This is a genomic window from Myroides albus, assembly GCF_024722315.1.
GTDB lineage: Bacteria > Bacteroidota > Bacteroidia > Flavobacteriales > Flavobacteriaceae > Flavobacterium > Flavobacterium album_A.
On sequence record NZ_CP102754.1, the window covers coordinates 1,593,972 to 1,617,854 of the forward strand.

General features: G+C 35.0%; 20 protein-coding genes. 10 read left to right on the plus strand and 10 right to left on the minus strand.

Annotated features, from left to right (window positions below):
• Nucleotides 1-17: 17 nt before the first annotated feature.
• Together NWE55_RS07380 and NWE55_RS07385 are read right to left on the minus strand one after the other, a co-directional pair.
• A complete protein-coding gene (locus NWE55_RS07380; RefSeq protein WP_155091915.1) occupies nucleotides 18-1,664 on the minus strand; it encodes a S8 family peptidase in 1,647 nt (548 codons plus the stop codon).
• A 77-nt stretch (nucleotides 1,665-1,741) separates the two neighbouring features.
• The gene (locus NWE55_RS07385; RefSeq protein WP_155091916.1) at nucleotides 1,742-2,602 is read right to left on the minus strand and encodes an MBL fold metallo-hydrolase; all 861 of its coding nucleotides are present in this window, start codon (nucleotides 2,600-2,602) and stop codon (nucleotides 1,742-1,744) included.
• A 1,052-nt stretch (nucleotides 2,603-3,654) separates the two neighbouring features.
• Here NWE55_RS07385 and NWE55_RS07390 point away from each other — a divergent pair.
• From NWE55_RS07390 to sufD, 4 genes are all read left to right on the plus strand, one after another.
• Nucleotides 3,655-3,984: a HesB/IscA family protein gene (locus tag NWE55_RS07390; protein WP_155091917.1), complete on the plus strand. Its 330-nt coding sequence runs from the start codon at nucleotides 3,655-3,657 to the stop codon at nucleotides 3,982-3,984.
• A gap of 105 nt (nucleotides 3,985-4,089) precedes the next feature.
• Nucleotides 4,090-5,538 (plus strand): Fe-S cluster assembly protein SufB, encoded by a 1,449-nt coding sequence (gene sufB / locus NWE55_RS07395; RefSeq protein ID WP_155091918.1) that lies wholly within the window; start codon nucleotides 4,090-4,092, stop codon nucleotides 5,536-5,538.
• A gap of 56 nt (nucleotides 5,539-5,594) precedes the next feature.
• Nucleotides 5,595-6,347 carry a Fe-S cluster assembly ATPase SufC gene (sufC, locus tag NWE55_RS07400; RefSeq protein WP_155091919.1) on the plus strand — a complete coding sequence of 251 codons (753 nt, stop codon included), beginning with the start codon at nucleotides 5,595-5,597 and terminating at the stop codon, nucleotides 6,345-6,347.
• 47 nt (nucleotides 6,348-6,394) lie between these two features.
• Nucleotides 6,395-7,714, plus strand: coding sequence for a Fe-S cluster assembly protein SufD (sufD, locus tag NWE55_RS07405; protein ID WP_155091920.1), 1,320 nt, complete (start codon nucleotides 6,395-6,397; stop codon nucleotides 7,712-7,714).
• A 1,376-nt stretch (nucleotides 7,715-9,090) separates the two neighbouring features.
• On the opposite strand, the gene NWE55_RS07410 is transcribed toward sufD, so the two are convergent.
• The 6 genes from NWE55_RS07410 to NWE55_RS07435 form a co-directional block, all read right to left on the minus strand.
• Nucleotides 9,091-10,785, minus strand: a complete 1,695-nt coding sequence (locus NWE55_RS07410) for a ribonucleoside-diphosphate reductase subunit alpha (protein WP_155091921.1) — start codon at nucleotides 10,783-10,785, stop codon at nucleotides 9,091-9,093.
• 45 nt (nucleotides 10,786-10,830) lie between these two features.
• Nucleotides 10,831-11,808 carry a ribonucleotide-diphosphate reductase subunit beta gene (locus NWE55_RS07415; RefSeq protein WP_155091922.1) on the minus strand — a complete coding sequence of 326 codons (978 nt, stop codon included), beginning with the start codon at nucleotides 11,806-11,808 and terminating at the stop codon, nucleotides 10,831-10,833.
• 417 nt (nucleotides 11,809-12,225) lie between these two features.
• Nucleotides 12,226-13,266, minus strand: coding sequence for a hemin-degrading factor (locus NWE55_RS07420; protein WP_155091923.1), 1,041 nt, complete (start codon nucleotides 13,264-13,266; stop codon nucleotides 12,226-12,228).
• A 10-nt stretch (nucleotides 13,267-13,276) separates the two neighbouring features.
• Nucleotides 13,277-14,050, minus strand: coding sequence for a heme ABC transporter ATP-binding protein (locus NWE55_RS07425; protein WP_155091924.1), 774 nt, complete (start codon nucleotides 14,048-14,050; stop codon nucleotides 13,277-13,279).
• Complete coding sequence (locus tag NWE55_RS07430; protein WP_155091925.1) at nucleotides 14,050-15,081, minus strand: FecCD family ABC transporter permease; 1,032 nt, start codon at nucleotides 15,079-15,081, stop codon at nucleotides 14,050-14,052. The genes NWE55_RS07425 and NWE55_RS07430 overlap by 1 nt, the downstream gene beginning before the upstream one ends.
• Before the next feature lie 5 nt (nucleotides 15,082-15,086).
• On the minus strand, nucleotides 15,087-15,932 hold the full coding sequence (locus NWE55_RS07435; RefSeq protein ID WP_155091926.1) for a heme/hemin ABC transporter substrate-binding protein: 846 nt from the start codon (nucleotides 15,930-15,932) through the stop codon (nucleotides 15,087-15,089).
• A gap of 190 nt (nucleotides 15,933-16,122) precedes the next feature.
• Here NWE55_RS07435 and NWE55_RS07440 point away from each other — a divergent pair, with 190 nt between their 5' ends.
• Genes NWE55_RS07440 through NWE55_RS07460 form a run of 5 tightly spaced genes read left to right on the plus strand, consistent with a single transcriptional unit; the run spans nucleotide 16,123 to nucleotide 19,526 of the window.
• On the plus strand, nucleotides 16,123-17,337 hold the full coding sequence (locus NWE55_RS07440; RefSeq protein WP_155091927.1) for an aminotransferase class V-fold PLP-dependent enzyme: 1,215 nt from the start codon (nucleotides 16,123-16,125) through the stop codon (nucleotides 17,335-17,337).
• Nucleotides 17,338-17,364: 27 nt separating this feature from the next.
• Nucleotides 17,365-17,784 carry a SufE family protein gene (locus tag NWE55_RS07445; RefSeq protein ID WP_155091928.1) on the plus strand — a complete coding sequence of 140 codons (420 nt, stop codon included), beginning with the start codon at nucleotides 17,365-17,367 and terminating at the stop codon, nucleotides 17,782-17,784.
• A gap of 12 nt (nucleotides 17,785-17,796) precedes the next feature.
• The gene (locus NWE55_RS07450; RefSeq protein ID WP_155091929.1) at nucleotides 17,797-18,117 is read left to right on the plus strand and encodes an SUF system Fe-S cluster assembly protein; all 321 of its coding nucleotides are present in this window, start codon (nucleotides 17,797-17,799) and stop codon (nucleotides 18,115-18,117) included.
• A gap of 2 nt (nucleotides 18,118-18,119) precedes the next feature.
• A complete protein-coding gene (locus NWE55_RS07455) occupies nucleotides 18,120-18,635 on the plus strand; it encodes a DUF2480 family protein (RefSeq protein ID WP_155091930.1) in 516 nt (171 codons plus the stop codon).
• A 45-nt stretch (nucleotides 18,636-18,680) separates the two neighbouring features.
• Nucleotides 18,681-19,526 (plus strand): DUF3078 domain-containing protein, encoded by an 846-nt coding sequence (locus NWE55_RS07460; RefSeq protein WP_155091931.1) that lies wholly within the window; start codon nucleotides 18,681-18,683, stop codon nucleotides 19,524-19,526.
• 64 nt (nucleotides 19,527-19,590) lie between these two features.
• Here NWE55_RS07460 and asnA read toward each other — a convergent pair whose 3' ends face one another.
• Nucleotides 19,591-20,595 (minus strand): aspartate--ammonia ligase, encoded by a 1,005-nt coding sequence (gene asnA / locus NWE55_RS07465; protein ID WP_155091932.1) that lies wholly within the window; start codon nucleotides 20,593-20,595, stop codon nucleotides 19,591-19,593.
• A 268-nt stretch (nucleotides 20,596-20,863) separates the two neighbouring features.
• Nucleotides 20,864-22,096, minus strand: a complete 1,233-nt coding sequence (gene hflX / locus NWE55_RS07470; protein ID WP_155091933.1) for a GTPase HflX — start codon at nucleotides 22,094-22,096, stop codon at nucleotides 20,864-20,866.
• Nucleotides 22,097-22,506: 410 nt separating this feature from the next.
• On the opposite strand from hflX, the gene NWE55_RS07475 reads away from it, so the two are divergent.
• Nucleotides 22,507-23,829 carry a hypothetical protein gene (locus NWE55_RS07475; RefSeq protein WP_160339810.1) on the plus strand — a complete coding sequence of 441 codons (1,323 nt, stop codon included), beginning with the start codon at nucleotides 22,507-22,509 and terminating at the stop codon, nucleotides 23,827-23,829.
• Nucleotides 23,830-23,883 lie beyond the last annotated feature (54 nt).

The following is a 23,883-nucleotide window of genomic DNA, read 5'->3' on the forward strand; positions in this document are numbered from 1 at the left end:
GTAAGTATTAATTTGGTTTATTTTTTTGCTTTTGAAAGTTTCTCAGCCAATAGTAATGCATTGTATGCATTCACAAATTTTCCTGAAGTCGAAATTGAATCAAACTTGCGAACTTCTCTTTTCTCTCCAACAACTACATCAATATTCACAGGAACTCCAGAGTCCATGATGATTTTCTTTACTTCTGCTGCTGTAAATTCTGGATAGTAAGCTCTTACTAAAGCTGCTACACCTGCTACATTAGGAGAAGCCATTGAAGTACCTTGTAAGTATTGGTAAGTGTTGTGTGGTACTGTTGCATATATTTTCACACCAGGAGCAAATACGTCTACATCATAGTGACCGTAGTTAGAAAAACGAGCTACCATATGGTCTCCAAATTCTGGATTAAGAGCTCCTACAACTAAGAAGTTGTTTGAAATCTCTGGTCCCATTGCAACGTTGTCATTTGGGTATCTTTCTACACCACCTTCTATGTTAAGGTCCATAGCATCGTTACCTGCTGCTACAACGATTAATACGTCTTTTTTCTCTGCATATACGATTGCATCGCGTACCCATTGACTATTTTCTTCGTAGTATTTACCGAAACTACCATTGATTACCTTCGCTCCGTTATCTGCTGCATAGCGGATAGCTAACGCGATATCTTTATCGTATTCGTCTCCATCTGGTACGGCTCTAATTGCCATTATTTCAGCTACGTCTGATGCAACACCATCTCCTCCTAAATCATTGTGTCTTGATTGTGCAATAATACCTGAAACGTGCGTACCGTGTTTAGCTTCATCTCGATCTGGTCCTAATACGTTGTTGTTTCCGTAATATTTGTCTTCAATATTAGTTGGATCATCACCTACTAATTTGCGTGAAGTAGACTCCAGGTTTAGGTGATTGTCTAATTTGCTTTGCATTGCATTTTTATATGCTGCAATCCACGATACATCTCTACCACCTTTTAATAATCCAATGATCACATTTTTTGAATGTGTAATTTCAGCTGCTGTTAGATCATCTTCATCATCTTTTACTGGAATAGCTTCTAAATCAGCTAAAGTGTAATCCTCTTTTCCTAAGAATTTAGCAAGGCGTTCGCTTGCTCTTTCATACATTTCAGCCTTAACTTTTCCTTCGTATGCATCATTCTTTTCTTTTTCGTATTGAGCTACCGCTCTCTTATATTGAGCCGATCCATCATCTCCACGGCGAATAACACGCACCATTTCCACAGTTTCATGAACTGATTCTCCTAAGAAATTCCAGCCGTGAATATCATCAACATAACCATTGTTATCGTCATCAATATTGTTGCCTGCTATTTCTTTTGGGTTTGTCCAAATGTGATTTTTTAAATCATCGTGGTCTATTTCAATACCTGAGTCTATTACTCCTACCACTACTTTTTTAGGTAATGGCTTACCTTTTAGTAGTAATTCATAAGCTTTGTCTACTGACATTCCTGGTACTGTATCAGTAAGAATATCTAAGTGACTCCATCTCTTAAGTTGTTCTTCTGGCAATTGTGTAGTTCTCTTTTGTAAGTGATCTACATTCGTAATAGGTGCGTAATTCTGAGTGTTAGTTACTACACTCTTTGTTCCTCCGCAACTTGCTAAAGCTACTGCTAAAGCAGCAGAAAGATAAATAGGCTTAATCAATCGCATTATTGTTATATTTATTGTTTCTTCTGTAAAATTGTTTAAAAATATCAAATACTGGTAATTAGCAGGCTTACTTAACATTAAATTAATATATCAGCTGCTCGGTGTATTTCTTTTAAACGCACTCCTTTTTCAGTATTTTGAACTGTAATTACTTCATTGTGTGCGTCATGACCTAAAAACAAATACCAATTGTTATCAGCTGCCATTTTGAGAAACTTCTCCTTCTCTGCTAATGTCAACAAAGGTCTTGTATCATAACCCATGACATAGGGTAGGGGAATATGTCCTACTGTGGGTAACAAATCTGCAGGATAAGCAATCGTTTTGTCTTTGTACTTGAGGATGGGTATCATTTGTTTTTCAGTATGTCCATCTGCAAAGAATATATCAAAGCCTAAATCAGATTGTTTGAGCAAGTCAGTATCTGGTCTGTCTATAAAGTGTAATGCTCCACTCTCTTGGATAGGAATGATGTTCTCAGTTAGAAACGAAGCTTTTTCCCTTACATTTGGATTTGTAGCCCATTGCCAATGGTTTTCGTTTGTCCAATACTTTGCATTTTTAAAAGCATTTGTATATCCCGTCCTATCTGTGTTCCAATTTACCGCTCCTCCAACGTGATCAAAGTGCAAATGAGTCAAAAATACATCGGTGATATCATCTGGGTGAAATCCGTGTTTCTTGAGTGATTTTTCGATCGAATGGTCCCCCCACAAATAATAATAACCAAAGAATTTTTCAGACTGTTTATTTCCCATTCCTGTATCTACGAGAATCAGTCTGTTTCCATCTTCTATGAGTAGCAAACGGGCGCCAATATCGATAAGGTTATTGCTATCTGCTGGATTTGTTTTATTCCAAATTACCTTTGGTACTACGCCAAACATAGCCCCTCCGTCCAGTTTGAAGTTGCCACTTTCTATACTATATAGATTCATAATTTGATCGTTTTTGAGTTGTTGTGTGCAAATTAAACAAATAATGTAAAAGGGACAATTCTATGAGTAGTTTTGTGATGTTTAGTTTTCTGTATGTCAAATGTAATGTTGTTGAGCATCGTTGTTACGAAGATAAGATGCGTGAATGAAATTTGTTAGTTTCTTTGCGTGCTTTATTGAAAGGTTGTGATATTTTGAACAGTCTATAGTGGGTGCATTTCTTTATTCTGCAGGGATACATAAGGTGGGATACGCGAATTTGTAAGCGTGGATTTTTACCTTTGGCGTTGAATGTACTTAATAAGAGATTTATAGTTGAACCCTTCTTTTGTTTCACTGCTCTTGTCCTTTGGTAAGAGTAGGGGGGATATACTATTTGGTGCTTGGTTTTTACCGTTGCTGTTTTGTTAGTCTGGCAATTGTTGATCGCTTATCTACGCCTGTTTTTTTTTATTTTTTTTATCGCTATTTCACAGGTGTTTTTTAAAGTATTTTCGTTGTGTTCACTGATGAATTTTATATAAAATGTACTGGTTTAGCGTTCTTTTTTGTTCAGAGAGATTTTAACGTTGTATGCAGTAAGTGTAAGATTGCATTTTGGTGCAATAGGCTGTGTGTTATTATTTTGCATTTTGATAGCTGTTTTGCAGTAAAAAAAAGTAGAGGTTCTACCACAAAGAAATTCTGTTTTTTTGTGTTGTTTGTTTTAAAAAGGATAACTTTGTCTTTTGAATTTCAAATTCCTCTTTTTGTTCAATCAAATCTTATTTTTGTGAATTGTTGGATAGGATAAATGGTAAGAAATTTGCTATAAATGATTTTAAAAATCGAATTTATTAGAAATTTAGTCAAAAATGTATTTAAGTTTCTATATGATTTTAGCTAAACTCGTTCATTATCAATAGCTAATATTGCATTGCGGTAATAGATTTTTGTGATATTAGTATTAAAACTTCTAATCGTTATAAATATGTTAGTTATGATCACAAACCATTTTTTTATAATACCTTTGCGATGACAATTTTTTTAGAACTAATCTATTTAAGTAACGTATGATAAAAGTTTCAGATATAGCAAGAAAACACGTCGCTTTAATGATGGAGGACGAGGGTTTTAATCCTACTACTGACTTTGTTAGAGTAGGAGTGACAAGTGGTGGATGTTCAGGTCTTTCTTATCAACTTAAGTTTGACCATGAAGTTTCAGAAGAGGATAAAGTTTTCGAAGACAATGGTGTGAGAATTGCAGTTGATAAAAAGAGTTTTTTATACCTTGTAGGAACTACTTTAGAGTATTCAGGAGGGTTAAATGGAAAAGGTTTTTATTTCAACAATCCAAATGCAAGTAGAACTTGCGGATGTGGAGAAAGTTTTTCATTATAAGTTTATCATAGGAAAAGCAAACTTTAAGACAGTTTGTTTTTCCTTTTAGATATTAAATAGTTTAACGGAAAAGCATATTATGGTACTGCTTTTAAGGATTAAAATATGAGTAAGTATACAGAAGAAGATTTAAAGAAAGAATTAGAAACCAAAGAGTATGAGTATGGATTCTATACGGATATAGAAGCAGATACTTTGCCTATTGGTTTAAATGAGGATATTGTAAGGGCTATTTCTGCGAAGAAAGGTGAGCCAGAATGGATGACTGAATGGAGGCTTGAAGCTTTTCGTATTTGGGAATCTATGGTTGAACCAGAGTGGGCCAATGTGAGATATGAGAAGCCTGATTTCCAGGCTATATCTTATTATTCAGCGCCAAAGACTAAACCGAAGTTGGATAGTTTAGATGAAGTAGATCCTGAACTGTTAGATACATTCAACAAACTTGGTATTTCTATTGAAGAACAAAAGAGATTAAGTGGTGTTGCAATGGATATTGTTATGGACTCTGTGTCTGTAGCAACTACTTTTAAAGCTACATTAGCTGAGAGAGGTATTATATTTTGTTCTATTTCTGAGGCGATTAAGAACCACCCAGAATTAGTTAAGAAGTATTTAGGTAGCGTTGTACCGCAAACTGATAACTTTTATGCTGCATTGAATTCTGCAGTATTCTCTGATGGATCATTTTGTTATATTCCGAAAGGAGTTAGATGTCCAATGGAACTATCAACTTATTTCCGTATTAACCAAGCAGGTACAGGTCAGTTTGAGCGTACTCTTGTTATTGCTGATGAGGGAAGTTATGTTTCTTATTTAGAAGGTTGTACTGCTCCTTCACGTGATGAAAACCAATTACACGCTGCTGTAGTTGAGCTTATTGCTATGGATGATGCTGAGATTAAATACTCGACAGTACAGAACTGGTTCCCTGGTGATAGTAGTGGTAAAGGTGGAGTGTTTAACTTCGTGACTAAACGTGGTCTATGTGAGAAAAATGCTAAGATATCTTGGACACAAGTAGAAACGGGATCTGCTGTGACTTGGAAGTATCCTTCTTGTATTTTGAAAGGGGATAATTCTATCGGTGAGTTCTATTCAATTGCTGTTACTAATAATTTCCAACAAGCAGATACAGGTACTAAAATGATTCACCTTGGAAAGAATACGCGTTCAACTATTATTTCTAAAGGTATTTCTGCAGGTAAATCACAAAATAGTTATAGAGGTCTTGTACAAGTAGGACCACGTGCTGAGAATGCAAGAAACTTCTCTCAATGTGATTCATTGTTAATGGGTAATGAATGTGGAGCACACACTTTCCCTTATATTGAAGCAAAGCATCCTACTGCTCAGATTGAACACGAAGCAACTACGAGTAAGATTGGTGAAGATCAAATCTTCTATTGTAATCAAAGAGGGATCCCAACTGAAAAGGCTATTGCCTTAATCGTTAATGGATTCTCTAAAGAAGTCTTGAACAAATTGCCAATGGAGTTTGCAGTAGAAGCTCAAAAGTTATTAGAGATTTCGCTTGAAGGAAGTGTGGGTTAATCCATAGAAAGACAGCGAAATTTTAAACAAAACCTCAATTAAATACAATTAAACTTATGTTACAGATAAAGAATTTACACGCAAGTGTTGAAGATAAAGAGATTTTAAAAGGAATTAACTTAGAAGTAAAAGCTGGAGAAATTCACGCTATTATGGGACCAAACGGTGCTGGGAAAAGTACTTTGTCTTCTGTAATCGCTGGTAATGAAGCTTTTGAAGTTACTGAAGGTGATATCATCTTAGAAGGTGAGGAGCTTGGTGAATTAGCTCCTGAAGAAAGAGCACATAAAGGTGTGTTTTTATCATTTCAATATCCAGTAGAGATTCCAGGTGTATCCGTGACTAACTTTATGAAAACGGCTATCAATGAGTCGCGTAAAGCTCAGGGAATGGAAGAAATGCCTGCAAGTGAAATGCTTAAAAAGATTAAAGAGAAAGCAGAGTTGTTAGAAATCGATAGAAAGTTTCTTTCTCGTTCTCTTAACGAAGGATTCTCTGGTGGTGAGAAAAAGCGTAATGAGATCTTCCAAATGGCTATGTTAGAGCCTAAATTGGCAATCTTAGACGAAACTGACTCAGGATTGGATATCGATGCTTTGAGAATCGTTGCTAACGGTGTAAACAAGCTGAAAAGTAAAGACAATGCAATCATCGTTATTACGCACTATCAACGTTTATTAGAATATATTGTTCCTGATTTTGTACACGTTTTACACGATGGTAAAATTGTGAAGACGGGTGGTAAAGAATTAGCTTTAGAATTAGAGGAGAAAGGTTATGATTGGATTAAATCTTCTGTTGAAAAATAAGAAGTAAACCAATTAACTGATTTAATCATTTCTAATAGTAAATACATATGGAACTTAAAGATAAATTAATTACGTCTTTTGTTGCTTTCGAACAAGGGTTAACTGGTGAACACGATGTGTTACACAACATCCGCTTGGAAGGACTTAAGACTTTCGAAGAAAAGGGGTTTCCTACTAAAAAAGAGGAAGCTTGGAAGTACACGTCACTAAACTCTATTCTTAAGAAAGAGTTTACGATTCTTCCTAAAAAAGAAGTAGCCTTAGATTATAAAGAAGTTAAGAAATACTTCTTGAGTGATTCAGATACGTACAAATTGGTTTTTATCAATGGTATTTTTAGCTCTCATTTGTCTGAAACTACTCACGACGGTATTGATGTTTGTTTAATGTCTTCGGCAATGAACAAACCTAAGTATAAAATGGTTATCGATAATTACTATAATCAAGCGGTTGACAAATCTGATGTGTTTTCTGCATTGAATAGTGCTTATGCGACTGAAGGTGCTTTTATCAATGTACCTAAGAGCAAAGTAGTGTCGAAACCAATCGAGATTATTTACTTCACGACACTGGAGGATCAAGCTTTATTGACTCAACCTCGTAACTTAGTTGTCGTAGGTGAGAATGCTCACGTTCAGATATTAGAAAGACATCAAAGTTTAACTGACTCAAATGTTTTAACGAACTCAGTGACTGAAATATTTGCTCATAAACGTGCAATCTGTGATTATTATAAGTTACAGAATGATTTGGAAAGCAGTAACTTGATTGACAATACATTCATTAAGCAGAAACAAGAAAGCCGTGTGTCTGTACATACTTTCTCTTTTGGAGGTAAGATTACGCGTAATAACTTGAACTTCTATCAAGATGGTGAACGCATCGATAGTACGCTTAAGGGGATTACATTGATTGGAAACAAACAACACGTAGATCACTACACGCTGGTATCTCACAATCAGCCAAACTGTGAAAGTCACCAGAATTATAAGAGCATCTATGACGATAATTCAGTTGGTGTGTTTAACGGTAAGATTTACGTAGATAAAATCGCTCAGAAAACGGACGGATTCCAACAGAACAACAATATCTTGTTAAGTGAGAAGGCCGCTGTTTACACTAAACCGCAATTAGAGATATTCGCGGATGACGTGAAGTGTTCTCACGGATGTACTATAGGACAATTAGACGATGAGGCTATGTTCTATATGCGCCAAAGAGGTATTCCTCAGAAGGAGGCAAAAGCGTTGTTGATGTACGCTTTTACTGACGAAGTAATGGAAACTGTAAAGATACCTGAGTTGAAAGCGAAGGTTGCAAAATTGATTGCTACTAAGTTGGGAGTATCTATGGGATTTGAAATTTAATTTCTATTTATATTTTAATGGAAAATAAGGTTGTTTCTTTTTTAGAGACAACCTTATTTTTTTTGCTTTAAAATCAATATCTCTTATAAAAAAGAAACCAGACTATGTGGGGATATAGTCTGGTTATCTAAAAGAAAAAAGTTGTTGTTTTTTGTTGTACTTTGAATATATCTAATACTGTACCATTTTTTTTCAGGGTGGCGATTTTGTATTGTTTAAGAAGTATATCTTCTAATGTTTCCTGAAAATTGCTAAATAAGACTTGAATTTCTTTGTGTTGATTGTGATTTTATTGGCACAGATGTTTAGTTATTGGAGTTTTTGTTTGGTGTGATAGGAGGAGAGTATTCAAGAAGGTAAAGAGTAGCTTCATGACTTTGTTTGTTTTTAGCTCTTTTAGGGCCTTTATTTTTCTTAACCAACCTCATCGTTGTTTTATTGTATAAAATCGATTAGCGAGTCGTTTATGTACTAAATCGTTGTTGATTTTGTTTTGATGTAGGTTGTCACTACAGATTATGGTGAATGCAGTAGATGTTTATTGTCTTTTTTTATTGGATATTACTGCAAATCCTTTACATGATTTATCAGCACTGACATTGTGCTACTTTACTATTCACTTTATTATTGAGGTGGTGTTTGAGCACTTTTCTTATTTTGAAAAAAGCGTTAGTGCTTTGAATCATATCCACTTTACTACTTCTTACTCAAAAATTCTATCAGGTAATTGTATTCGAAAGTAATTGACTTAGAGATGGATAACTGTTAGATCGCTGGTACTTTCTTTGGGTATTCTTTGGGGTTTCTGGCAGTTTCCTTGCTGAAACACCCCTTTTTCCGAGCAAAAGTGCAAGAATACCCGAAGAAAGGTGCAAGGAAGTCCTAAGAAAGTAAGTTAATTTGGAGGACAAAATTTTAGCAACCAGGAAGAATAAGTTGATGTGTTATGGGATTAAACGCCATGATCAGACTGGTTAATTTCGCAACATTTAATCTCGGGCATGTTGATTGCCTATTTAGTGATATAGAGATTGACTTCATTTGACTTACTGATTAATTGGTCAATCTTGGTAGGGATAGATAGAAATACTTTAATGATGTTCTAAAGGCTTTCAACCGTCACATGTGTGTACTTTATTAATAGAAGAGCTAACACAACTACAGGAGTTTTTTATGCAATAAAGGAGTGCTTTTACTTGTTTATTTTTGGTATTCGAAATATGCCGAGTTATCTGCTTCGCTTGATTTAGCGATGTATATAGGTTATAAGTTTTTTGATAGATTTGATTTTGACTTTATCCTCTTGAATAAAAAAAAGAGAGAACCTTTACAAAAAGCTCTCTCTTTTTAGAATTTGAATTTATGATAAATATTCTCTATGATTCACAACTACTACATGTCACTAAGTTTGTTACCATTTCCTTAGAAACACTTTGACTGCGTTGGTAGTATAATGTTTTTACACCTAATTTCCACGCTTCAATCATTAATTTATTCACTTCTTTGATTGGTAAAGCAGATGGAATATTTAGGTTTAAACTTTGAGCTTGATCGACATATTTTTGTCTGATTGCCGCTTGTTGGATAATCTCAAGTTGACTGATTTCTTTAAATGTTTTAAATACATCTTTTTCTTCTTGAGTAAGTCCTTCTATTTGTTGAACACTTCCGCCGTTAAGCATGATCGTTCTCCATGTATCTTCATTGTCTAAACCTTTACTGACAAGTAGTTCTGTTAGGTACTTATTCTTACGCATAAAGTTTCCTTTAGATAAACCAGCTTTGTAGTAATTACTACTGAAAGGCTCAATACCTGGTGAAGTTTGTCCTAAGATTGCAGAAGATGAAGTAGTAGGAGCAATAGCCATTGTTGTGGTATTTCTTCTTCCATAACCTTTTAATAATTCAGGTTCTCCATATATTCTCGCTAACTCTTGAGATGCTTTATCAGCTTTATTGCTTATATCTTCAAATATTTTATTCGTTAGCATTTTAGCTTGTAAGCCTTCGAAAGGTATCATGTTCTTTTGTAAATAAGAGTGCCATCCAAGTACTCCTAATCCCAAAGCTCTATGTCTTTTCGCAAAGCGGTTTGCTGGTGCTAAATAGTAGTTACCTTCTGTTTTCTCAATAAATTCTTGTAATACTGCATCAAGGAAATAGATTGCCAATTTAACTGCTTCTGTATCTTTCCACTCATCATATAATTCTAAGTTCATTGACGACAAACAGCAGATGAATGATTCATCATCATTTGACGGAAGCATGATTTCTGAGCAAAGGTTACTTGCGTTGACACGCATATTATTGTCTTTGTAAACTTGCGGTTTATTTGTATTTACATTGTCAGAGAAGAACAAGTAAGGCATCCCCTTTTGTTGTCTGCTTTCTAATACTTTCGCCCAAAGCATTCTCTTATCTTTATCCCCATCAATCATCTCTTGCATCCAATAATCTGGAATACAAATACCGTAAAATAAGTTTTGAATTGGATTACCAATATTGCGGATGTTTAAAAATTCTTCAGCATCTGGGTGATCAATATCTAAATAGGCTGCAAAAGCACCACGGCGAACACCTCCTTGCGATATTGTGTCCATAGCAGTATCGAATAACTTCATAAAGCTAACTGCTCCACTACTTTTTCCATTATCCGTCACTGCACTTCCTCTTTCTCTTAGGTTTCCAAAATATCCTGAGGTACCACCACCAATCTTAGTTTGCATGATTACTTCTCCTAACTTATGAGTGATCCCCTCAATACTGTCAGGTATATTCACATTGAAACACGAAATAGGCAATCCTCTTTCTGTTCCCATGTTGGCCCAAATAGGTGAACTTAAACTCATCCAACCTCTTTCTATCATTTCTTGAAATGATTCCTTTAGCTCCGGCTTATATAGTCTTCTTGCAGCTGCAGATGCAATTCGATCAATAGCACCCTCCACTGTTTCTCCCTTAAGAAGATAGCCTCTATTAAGTATCTGTTCACTTTCAGAATTTTTCCACCAAAGTTTCTCTCTTAAGTTTTTATTGTCCTCTATTTGTAATTGTAATGAGAAGTTATTCATGCTCTTAGTTTTGGTAATTTTTTATAACAATTTTTTCTTTTTTTTTTAAAACAAGTCGTCTGCTGTAAAGCTTTTGTCGTGTTTAGTATAATCTACAGGTCTTTTGGCAAAGAAATCATCTAAGGTATTTGCAAATACATCTTCTTCAAACCATTGCATTGGTTTGTACTGCTCTGCAGTGATATTGAATACTTTGTCTAAGCCAATCTTCACCATGCTTTCATCTACTCTAAACTTCATAAAGTTTAGTAAGTCATGTTTGTTCACTGATTCTATATCTCCTGTTTCGAATATCCAATCCAGGATTTTGCTTTCAATTTCTATGGAGTTGTGAATGACATCATTTACATGGGCAATCAATTCTTCATCAAAGAAATCTGGAAACTCTTTTCTTATTATATTGATAATGTAAATACCTGCATTTGCATGTACTTGTTCATCTATCGAAGTCCAAGCAATAATATTGCTTACATTTTTCATTAACCCTTTGAATCTTGTAAAAGATAGGATAATGGCAAATTGACTAAACAGGGAAACATTCTCAATCAAAAGAGAGAATAGGATTAATGATACAACGTATTTTTTGCGATCTGTATTGTTGTTAGAGTTTTCTAATACCTTACCAAGGTATTCTACGCGTTCTCTAATTACGGGAATTGTCAATAAATCTTCGAACTCATCATTATATCCCAATACGTCTAATAGACGTGAATATGCCTCAGAGTGTCTAAATTCACATTCTGCAAAAGTACTACCCAATCCATTGAATTCTGGTTTTGGGAAATGTTGATAAAGGTTACCCCAAAATGTCTTGACTGCAACTTCTATCTGAGCAATAGCCAATAAACTGTGTTTGATAGCTATTTGTTCTTCTTTTGTTAGGTGTGAATGAAAATCTTGCGTGTCAGCAGTGAAGTCTACTTCACTATGAACCCAAAATGACTTATTAATAGCATCTGTGAATTGGTAAATTCCAGGATACTCAAACGGTTTGTAGTTAACTCTTTTATCAAAAATAGACATAGCAAAAAAAATTTATTTTAATAATCCGTTGCTTGTTTCACCCTAATTAGATAGGACATTTTATACCCTCAAAAATATTGATTCTTGCAGTATTAGGTGCTGCCGAGGAATATAAAGTAGGTTGAATTACAAGTTTTTGTAAAAGCTAAGATAGGACATATTGAGAGGTCATTCAACCTTTGGATTTTAAATATTTGAATTAGTTATCAACAAAGTATTAATAACTTAATTATTGTAATTTTTTGTATTTATCATATTTAAATTTCTCGCTTTAGTGTAGTTGTATATTTTTTTATTTCTCTCTGTTTATTGCACGATTATTCTCAACGTTGTTGTAAAGTATGTTGTTTTTTTCTTTTTGATAATAGCATAAATAAAAAGACCTTAAAAATTAATTTAAGGTCTTTTTATGGTTTATTACGACAAGGGTTCTACGATGTCTCTCCATGCTTGAAGTTCTGGTATTCCAGGTTTTCGTTTGCCAAAAAACTGTACTATTATTTCCCCCATTTCATTGAATACTTCAATGGCAGTTACGATACCGTCTTCAGTTGGTTTTCGCACAATCCATGTTTGGGCGATTTTGTCCATATCCAAATGCATATTGAAGTCTGGGTCTAATACATTATACCAGTTTTGGTGCCACATCAGGCGTTTTACTTCACCAGTGTGAATTTGTATATTTCCTCTATTTCCTACAAATACCATTATTGGTGTTTGCATCTCAGCTGCTTTTTCGAGCATGGTGATTATGCTTTCTTTGCTTATCTGTTTGGCGTGAAACTCATCAGGCGCTAAACGCAATGCTTGTGTTCTTGTCAAGTGATGTTTCTTTAAAAGAGAGAAGAAGTTGTGCGTATCTTTTAACTCTTTCCATTCTTGTTGAAAAGTTTTTACGTCTATTTCTTCATCTAATTTCTCATCGAGATTAACCTGATAGGCTTCTGTTGGCTCATGTGAGTCTTGGTTGTCTGATCTGTACTTTTTGACTAAGGCATCAAAAGCTGAATCATCACTTTGAGGGGTTAGGTATATCTTGTGAATTGCCTCTCCATCTTTTCCAAAGAATTGTAAACTCTTTCTCTCTTTGTCACCTGCCATCTCTACTACTGCATACGCCTTAGTCCAATGGCTTAAGAATATGCGCAAATCTATATCGGGATTGACAAATAATCCTGCATGAGGAGACGAAAAATCTGGGTTGCTATACACGCCCTTTCTTTCGTGAACACATTCATTGTTTCTTGTCAATGCCATTACTTTACCTAATTGTTCAATCTCCGATAGAAGTTCAACTAAGTTTGTATTTAATCTTGTTACTGTTTCTCCAATTTGTGTAGCTAATAGTTCAGCTTCGCTTACGTTTAGTTCTGTAGCTGCATTTCGTATTCTCAAGTGAGGATTCTGCTGTTTTAATTCAGCCCAACGTTCCTTTAAAGTAAGTGTTTCTTTGTTCATGTCTTCTAATTTACCCAAAAATGATTAAGGGATTATTGTTAACTGGATTTTTAGTTACCACGCAAGGGAAATTGTAAACACGAGAAATTATTTCTTGTGTAAGTACATTTTCTGGTATATCATAAGATACTTTTTGTCCCTTTTGTAGTAATAAGATTTTATCGGCAAATTGCGCAGCTAAGTTTAAGTCGTGTAAGACTACAATAGCTGTATTGCCTTTAGCCGTAAAATCTTTAATCAATTCTAATATTTTATGCTGATGTAGTACGTCTAAATTATTGAGTGGTTCATCTAAGAATAATAGTTTGTTCTCCACATCGTTGTTGAGTTGTGACAGTACTCTTGCTAAGTGTACTCTTTGTTTTTCACCCCCTGAGAGATGATTGTATTCCCTGCTTTTTAAAGGACATATATCAATGCATTCCATACTGTGTTGAATGGCCTTTTTATCTGCATCAGAGGGAGTGTGATCAAAATAGGGATATCTCCCCATCATGACTACATCTTCTACGTTCAAGGGAATGTCGTTGTTGTGGTGTTGAGAGAACTTCGCTTTGTGCTTAGGTAATTCTTTATCACACCATTTGTCATATTCACATGATTTCAGTAGAATCTTATTTCCCTTTTGGTGTAACTCATTTGCCAAAACACTCAGGAAAGTGGACTTACCTGCACCATTAGGTCCTAATATCGCTATAAACTCACCGTTTTCACAACTGAAGTCTATTTCATTTATGATGTAAGTTTCTCGAGATTTAAAGTTTACTTTTTGTGCTTGTATCATTATAGTGACTTTTTGAATCTTATTAAGATTGCTATGAATACTGGTGCGCCCATGATTGATGTCAATATTCCTATTGGTATCTCTGAAGGCGGTATAATAGATCTACTCAAAGTGTCCGCAACTAATAATAAAATACTTCCACATATTGTCGAAAGTGGGAGTATATAGTAGTAGTTTGATTTGAATATTAAACGCAATATATAGGGTACAATAAGACCAACAAATCCTATAGTACCAGAAAAGGCAACAGAGGTACCTACCATCAATGCAGAAAGCAATACGATGCGTTTCTTGATGCTTTCTACTGGGATACCTAAGTGTGCTGCGTCATTTTCTCCAAGCATCATGGCATTCAGTGATTTGCCTTTGTTTATTAGCAGTATTACGGCAATAAGCATCACGACTGCTAAGATGCTTACTTTTGTCCACGTAGCTCCAGCGAGACTTCCTAAAGTCCAGAAGGTTAAGTTTCTCAATTCTTCTTCTTCTGAGATATAGGTTAGTAGTCCTGTGGCTGCCCCTGTAAGTGCTGTGATAGCAACACCTGACAAAAGTAGGACGCTTACATTAGTCTTTCCTTTTGAGGTTGACATTCTGTACACGAACGTCATCGTTATCATGGCACCTATAAAACTCATTAAACTCAATAAGGAGTAGTGAACTGCCTCTGGTATGTAAGCTTTAATATAATGCCCAAGTACAATTGTTATTGCTGCAAATAGTACTGAACCAGCTGTAACTCCAATTAGATCTGGTGATGCTAAAGGGTTCTTGAACATTCCTTGTAAGGTTGTTCCAGATAGCGATAGCGCGGCACCTACTAAAATAGCCATAATGACACGTGGTAATCGCACGTCTAAAAACACATAGCTATCACTTGGGGTTACTTCTTCTTGGGTAAAGATGATTTTGATTATTGTTTGGATGCTTCCATCTTCAAACTTATAAACTCCAATGAAAATTGATACTAACGCAATTGTAATTAATAGAATGGAAAGGATTATAAGGTAAAAAGAGAGTTTTCTTTGCATTTTGTTTATTGTTGTTTAGCGAATAGGGTGTTAAGCTCTTTTGTTGCTTGGCCAAGTCTCGGTCCATATCCACTTAAAAGTTGCCCGTCCATTGCAATGATATTCTTGTTCTTTCCTGCATTGGTTTTGTCTATTCCCTCAATTTTTAAAACGCCATCAACGCCTCCCATACTCTGGATTCCTGAAGTAAACATTAGAATGTAATCTGGATTTGTATTTAAAAGAGATTCGGGAGTTAATGGTTTGTAACCTTTAAATTCTGTTATCGCATTTTGACCACCAGCTAATTGAATGATGTTATTTACAGGGGTTTCATCTCCTGCTACCATCAACATAGATGCTCCTCTTGCGTATATGAATAGTACTTTTGGAGCTACTTCAAATTGGTGTAGATTTTCCATGTCTTTTTGGATATTAGCACTGATGTGCTCATAATCTGTTATGTTTAAGGATGTTGCTATTTGCTTTACTAAGTCCTTTGTTCCTTGTACAGTGTACTTTTGATCTATTAACTCTAATTTTATTCCTGAATTGGCAATTTGGTTCTTAAGATCTTCGTTTATGTCTTTTGTGATAGCGAATATAGTCGTTGGTTTCAAAGACATTAAGCTTTCTATTGATATTTTACTCGTGTGATTTAAATCTGTAGCTGTTTTCTTTATATCCTCAGGATAAGTACTTGTAACATCGACACCTACGATATTATCTTTTTTACCTAATTCTACTAAGATTTCAGTTATCGTTCCATTCAAAGAGATGATTCTTTCTTCGATTTGCGGTTGTTCTGTTTTCTTTTGGTTACAAGAAATGAACACAAGGGTTAAGAGTGTTAATGCAATAAGTTTTTTCATTTTTATACTAATTTGAATTGAATCTAAATTGAGGCAAAAATATGAGGTTTTTGCTCCGGAACAAAACATATTTAGATTAATTTTAAATTAATATATTGTACTGAAAAGTATAGTATTGATTATCTTTGCTGTGAATTGTGCATTACTTTAAAAGCACAGGAATTATTAAGTAATAAAATTGAATAGTAGTATGTTAGATATAAAATCAATTCGAAAAGACTTTCCAATTCTTACACAACAAGTGAATGGAAAGCCATTAGTGTATTTTGATAATGCGGCTACTGCTCAAAAGCCAAAAGTTGTCGAGGATGCTATAATCAAGTATTACGAGACAATCAATGCAAATATTCATCGCGGAGTACATACGTTAAGCCAATTGGCTACCGATGCATATGAAGAAGCTAGAGCCAAAATACAAAATCATATAAATGCTAAGCACAACCACGAAATTATTTTCACTGCTGGGACTACTTTTAGTATAAACCTTGTAGCTAATGGTTTTGGTAGCTTATTAAAAGCAGGTGATGAGGTAGTCATTTCTGCTTTAGAACACCACTCTAATATTGTGCCTTGGCAGTTCGCTTGTGAGCGTTCAGGTGCTACTTTAAAGGTCATTCCGATGAATGAGCATGGAGAGCTTATCATGGAAGAATACGATAAGCTTTTGAATGAGAACACAAAGGTTGTGGCAGTGTCACATATTTCTAATGCTTTGGGGACTATTAACCCAATTCGCGAGATTATAAAGAAGGCTCATCAGTTCGGTGCGGCAGTTCTAATTGACGGTGCTCAAGCTACTCCACATATACGCCCTGACGTTGTTGAGTTGGACTGTGACTTTTATGTGTTTTCAGGACACAAAGTTTGCGGACCTACTGGTACTGGGATTTTGTACGGAAAAGAGGAGTGGTTGAATAAACTGCCTCCTTACCAAGGTGGAGGAGAGATGATCAAAACAGTTACATTTGAAAAGACAACTTATGCGTGTTTACCACATAAGTTTGAGGCTGGAACTCCTAACATAGCAGGGGGAATTGTCTTAGGTCATGCCATTGATTATTTGAATGGGATTGGCTTTGACAATATTGCTGCTTATGAACACGAACTGTTAGAGTATGGAACAAAGCGCTTGTTGGAAATTGAAGGATTGAAAATTATAGGTACGGCACAAGAGAAAACTTCGGTGATTTCATTTAATATTGAGGGAATTCACCCTTATGATATTGGGGTAATTGTCGATAAATTGGGTGTTGCAGTACGAACAGGTCACCACTGTACGCAGCCGATTATGGACTTTTTCGGTATTCCTGGGACAGTAAGAGCGTCTTTTAGTTTTTACAATACCAAAGAGGAGATTGACATCTTAGTCGAAGCTGTAAAGAAGGCTAAAATGATGCTTTCGTAATAGAGAATAATAATAAGAAAAAACAATATGACAATCAAAGAAGCACAAGAAGAAATCATTGATGAGTTTTCAATGTTTGATGATTGGATGCAACGCTACGAGTATATTATCGAATTAGGTAAGTCATTACCGTTAATCGACGAGAAATATCAAGTAGCTGAAAACTTAATTAAAGGCTGTCAATCGCAAGTTTGGCTGCATGCTGAAGAAAGTGAAGGAAACGTTTTTTTCACTGCAAATAGCGATGCTATTTTAACGAAGGGGATTATAGCTATTCTGATTAGGGTATTTTCTGGACAGAAGGCTGTTGACATTATGGATGCAGACCTTGGGTTTATTGACGATATCGGTTTAAAGGAGCATTTATCGCCAACGCGTGCAAATGGTCTTGTTTCGATGATTAAACAAATTAAAATGTATGCCTTAGCTTATCAAGCTAAAAATTAATCAGAGCAAATTATGGAAGAAATAGATGTACAAAAATTAGGAGAAAATATCGTAGGTATTCTTAAGACTATTTATGACCCTGAGATTCCTGTAGATATTTATGAATTAGGATTGATTTACGACGTATTCGTAAATGAAACAAATGATGTTAAAATTCTGATGACTTTAACTTCACCAAACTGCCCTGTGGCTGAAACACTGCCGATGGAAGTAGAGGAGAAGGTCAAATCTATTGACAACGTCAAAGGAGTTGAAATTGAGCTTACATTTGATCCACCTTGGACAAAAGACTTGATGAGTGAAGAAGCTAAGTTAGAGTTGGGAATGCTGTAATTATGGAAGGAGAAATTGTAAATAAAGTTGCCAATAGTGCTTTGAAAGTTTTCGACTTAGAGGACTATTATCCTACTAATCCTCGATTAGAGATAGACATTGCTCAATGGTTGTATGAGGGATTTGTGTTGCGTGAGAAAGAGTTTAGAGCTGCCTTGAAGGAAGTAGATTGGAATCAATATCAAAATGCGTATGTAGGTTTGTATTGTTCAACAGATGCGATTTTACCTGCTTGGGCGTATATGGTTTTAACCAGCCACCTACAACCTGTTGCAAAACGTGTGTTTTTAGGTGATAAAGCACATTTGGAAAAATCAATTTATCAAGAAATTTTATTTAGTATAAATTACGCTGAATATAGGGATTTACCAGTTATTATTAAAGGGTGCTCAAATAAGGCAATCCCAGAGGAGGCCTACGTTTTGTCTACTCAATTGATGATGGAACACGCTCGCTCAGTTATGTTTGGTGAAGCCTGTTCGGCAGTACCTGTTTATAAGCGAAGTCTTAAAAAATAGATCGCATTATTTGGATTTTATATTTTTGTTTAAAAATTTAACAATATGAAAAAATTCTTATTAAGTTTATTAGCTGTTTCTGCTTTTTATTCATCTCATGCTCAAGAAGCTGAGACTACGGAAGTAACTGGTCCATGGAAATCTAAAGGGAACTTTGCAGTTCTTGTGAGCCAATCGAGTTTCTCAAACTGGCAAGCTGGTGGAGATAATAACTTTTCTGGAAATTTGAATTTGAATTATGATTTGAATTACCAAAAAGAGGATTGGACTTGGGATAACAAGTTAATCGTGAACTATGGTTTTACGAAGCTAAAAGGGGAGGACCAAAAGAAAACTAATGACCGTTTAGAGTTGAATTCAGTTTTAGGTAAGCAAGCGTCTAACAATTGGTACTATTCATTATTCTTAAACTTTAAGACACAAATGGATAGAGGAACAGATAAAGACGGTGGATACAATTCACACTTTATGTCTCCTGCTTACTTACAAATCGGACCTGGTATGTTGTGGAAGAAAAATGATAACTTAAAAGTTAACATTGCTCCTGCAACTTCGAGATTTATCTTCGTTCACAGTCATTTTACTGATTTTGGAGACGCTTTTGGTGTTGAGAAAGGAAAATCAATGGAGTATCAACTGGGGATGTCTATCAACGGATACTACAAATTCGACATTATGGAGAATGTATCTGCTGAGAATATCTTAAACCTTTATTCTAATTATTTAGAAAAACCAGGAAACGTTGTAGTTGACTATCAATTGAACTTAGTGATGAAAATCAACAAGTACTTATCAACTAACTTTACTTTCCAAGCGGTTTACGATGACCAAGCTTACAAAGGATTTCAGTTAAGAGAAGTATTAGGAGTTGGCTTAAGCTATAATTTCTAAGAAAGCTATCTTTTAAAGAATATGAAAAAGGCACAATACGATTTAGCGTATTGTGCCTTTTTTATTATAGAAGGTTGATGCCTTGTTTTATTGCGTCTTCTCTTACTTGGTCTGGCCAAATACTTGCTTGGACTTCTCCAATGTGTTTTTTCTTTAAGAGAAACATACATATTCTCGATTGTCCTAATCCACCACCTATGGATAGTGGTAACTGATCCGTCAACAATAAATTGTGATAGTATAACTTTGATTTGTCTTGTGATCCAGTTAAGGCCAATTGATGTTCCAATGCATCTTTATCTACTCGAACCCCCATGGAAGATAATTCTAATGAGCGACTCAACTCTTCATCCCATACAAGCAAATCCCCATTTAAACCGTGGTACTTGTCTTCTGAGATAGTACTCCAATCGTCATAATCACTTGAGCGACTATCATGGGATTCTCCGTTGCTTAATTTGTAGCCAACTCCTATGATAAATACAGCGCCATATTCTTTCGCTATGGCATGTTCTCTATCTTTTGGAGTTAGTGTAGGGTAAAGTTGTAAAAGTTGCTCAGAATGAATAAAAGATAGCTTTTTAGGCAATACTCTTTCGTATCCATACTGCAAGTGAACTTCTTCTTCCGTGTTTAGCAGGGATTGATAGATCAGTCTCACAATTTTCTTTAAGTAACTCAAACTTCGATCTACTTTGTCAATCTTTAATTCCCAATCCCATTGATCTACGTAGATTGAGTGTATTGGGCTACTGTCTTCATCAGGACGCAAAGCTCTCATATCCGTTAAGATACCTTCATGAACTTCTAGCTCTAATTCTTTCAGGCGAATTCTTTTCCACTTCGCCAAAGAGTGGACTACAACACCGTGATTATTGTTAAGAAATTTTACTGGAAACGACACTGGACGCTCGATACCATTCAAGTCATCATTGATTCCTGTTCCTTCATTCACGATCATTGGAGATGAGATAGGGTACAAGTTCAATGCATTGCATAAGTTTTGAGAAAATGTTTTCTTAACTAGTGCAATGGCTTCTTCGGTTTGTAAAATTTCTTGTTTACTCATGATATTTAATTTTTAAAATGTTTCAGTTTAAAGCAAAAAAAAGCTCCTCGAAAGAGGAGCTTTAAACGGATAATGAAATAATATATAATTAACTTAAATCAAAAACAATAGCATCCCTCTTTGAATCGTACGGCGAATTCAAATTATTATTAGAGATATTATTATTTAATGATTGATACATATAATCTTTGTTTTTTATGTAAGTGTAAATGTAGTAATTTTTTTTTTACTTTTATTTTTTAACAGTAAATATTTATAAACAAATTACTTATTCTTCACCTCCAGGTTCTAATAAATGGTCGTAATCTGGATACAAGAAGTTGTTATATGGAAAACGTGTAATATGTATTTCACGTACTTTTTCATACACTTTCTTTCTAAACTCTTCAAAGTTTTCCTTGTTGGTAGCAGAGATGAAAATAGCGTTATCTTGCCCTACTTTATTCATCCATGTGTTTTTCCACTCGTCAATAGAATAGTGTTTTGAAGTGCGCTCTGTCATCAAATCATCTATTTCGATTGTCTCAGGTACATAAGCGTCTATTTTATTAAAAACCATGATAGTTGGTTTATCATCACTTTTAATATCTTTTAGAATCTCATTAACTGATGCAATGTGATCTTCGAAATCATGGTGAGATATATCAACTACGTGTAATAACAAGTCAGCTTCTCTTACCTCATCCAAAGTACTTTTAAATGACTCTACTAATTGAGTTGGTAATTTGCGTATAAATCCAACTGTATCAGATAGCAAAAATGGTAGATTTCCAATTACAATTTTTCGAACAGTAGTGTCTAACGTTGCAAACAATTTATTCTCAACGAATACTTCACTTTTTCCAATTGCATTCATTAAAGTTGACTTTCCAACATTGGTGTACCCAACTAATGCCACTCTTACCATAGCACCGCGGTTGCTGCGCTGTGAAGCCATTTGTTTGTCAATTACCTTTAGTTTATCTCTCAAAAGTGAGATTCTATCGCGAACTATACGTCTATCGGTTTCAATTTCTGTTTCTCCAGGTCCTCTCATTCCGATTCCACCTCGCTGACGCTCCAAGTGTGTCCACATACCAGATAACCTTGGTAAGAGATATTGAAACTGTGCCAATTCCACTTGTGTTCTCGCATAAGACGTTTGTGCTCTTTGGGCAAAAATGTCTAAGATTAGGTTTGTACGGTCAAGTACTTTGCAATCGAGTATCTTAGATATGTTCTTTTGTTGTGCAGGAGATAATTCGTCATCAAAAATAACGGTGTGTATATCATTTTCAACGATATAATGATGTATTTCCTCCATTTTTCCAGTTCCAACAAATGTTTTTGGATTTGGTTTATCCATTTTTTGTGAAAAACGTTTGTGGACTTCTCCTCCTGCTGTAAATGTCAAAAATTCTAACTCATCTAAGTATTCGTTTAATTTTGACTCATCTTGATCTTGAGTAATAATTCCAACTATTACTGAGCGTTCAAAATTTATTTCTTCTTTTTCAATCATATATCTGAATTATAGAGCAAAATTACTAAAAATGTAAGACTATATGCTACACTTCTCAAAAAATGTATTTACTTCAAAAACATTGTTTTAAGTAGGTTGTTTACATGAGATTATTACACAATGTGCGCTTTGATTTTCCTGTATGTATATTTCTTTCTATCAATTATCTTGTTTTTATGTGATGTTCTATGAATTTGTACTGAACTATTTTTAAATCTAAAGTGGGTATTCTAACTTGTATTGCCTCAGAAAGTTTCCTTTAGTAGTAAGGCGACAATACAATACTCTTGTTGAATTTAAGTTATTATTATAAGTCGTGTATAGTCTTTTTCTGTATCTTGCTTTATATCAATGGTATGTTTATTGCATCTATTGATTGCAATAGATGAGTCTATCTAAAAATGATTGTTATGAGAGAATTGAAATATTTTATAGGTTTAATAGTTGCTTTGTTGAGTATGTCACTCTATGCCCAAAAGACGACAGTTCAAGCTGTAAGCTATGGGATAAGTGATAATTTAGATATTCAAGCAGTTGCCTCTATTTTTGGTCAATCTTCTGATTTGGCTGATTTTGAATACCGATTAAACGATCCTGAACTTAGGATATCTAACTTAGATTTAAACAATGACGGGTATGTAGATTATCTACGTGTTGTGGAAGTTGTTGAGAATTATACCCATGTTATTATTGTTCAAGCTGTTTTGGGAGCTGACCGCTACCAAGATGTTCTTACTATTGAAGTGGAAAAAGATAATCGCAGAGGGACAACGTACGTACAGTTTGTAGGTAATCCATATTTTTATGGACCGAATTATATCTATGAGCCAGTGTATTATAGTACACCTCCTTTATTTTCTCTGTTTTGGGTAAGCTCATATAGACCTTATCATTCAAGTTGGTATTGGAATTATTATCCAAGTTATTACTATGGATATTCGCCATATGCTACACATCGTTATGTTACGCATATCCACGCTCATATTGATTACAACAACAACTATTTTTATCACCCATATAGATATAGTCGAACTGCTGAACAAGTCTATAGCAGTAATCGTACAACTTATTACGAAAAACAAAACCCTGAAAAATCATTTAGAACAACCTATAAAGACGCAGGATATACAAATTACCAAGATTTGAATGCCGGTAGAAAAGAGTCTATAGGTGATTATAGTAGAACTACGTATAGCCGAAATAGCTATAGCAATAATAACGCTAATAGTAATAATAGTAGCTATAGCCGTACGTCTTATAGCGGAAGTAAGTCAGCTAATTCAAGTAATTATAACCGTTCAACTTACAGCAGTCCGAGTAGCTCAAGTAGTAACTATAGTCGTTCAACTTACAGTAGTCCGAGCAGTAGCTCAAGTAGTAACTATAGTCGTTCAACTTACAGCAGTCCAAGTAGCTCAAGCAGCGGTTATAGTCGTTCAACTTACAGTAGTCCGAGCAGTAGCTCAAGTAGTAACTATAGTCGTTCGTCTTACAGTAGTCCGAGCAGTAGCTCAAGTAGTAACTATAGTCGTCCTTCAAGTAGGAGCTATAGTCGTTCGTCTTACAGTAGTCCGAGTAGCTCAAGCAGTAGTTATAGTCGTCCTTCAAGTAGTAGCTCAAGTAGCAGTTATAGTCGTTCGTCTTACAGCAGCCCGAGTAGCTCAAGTAGCAGTTATAGTCGTCCTTCAAGTAGTAGCTCAAGTTCAAGTAGTCGAAGTACTTATTCGAGATAATAATAGACTAAAAATAAATTATAAAGCAAAAAGGCAGAACATATTGTTCTGCCT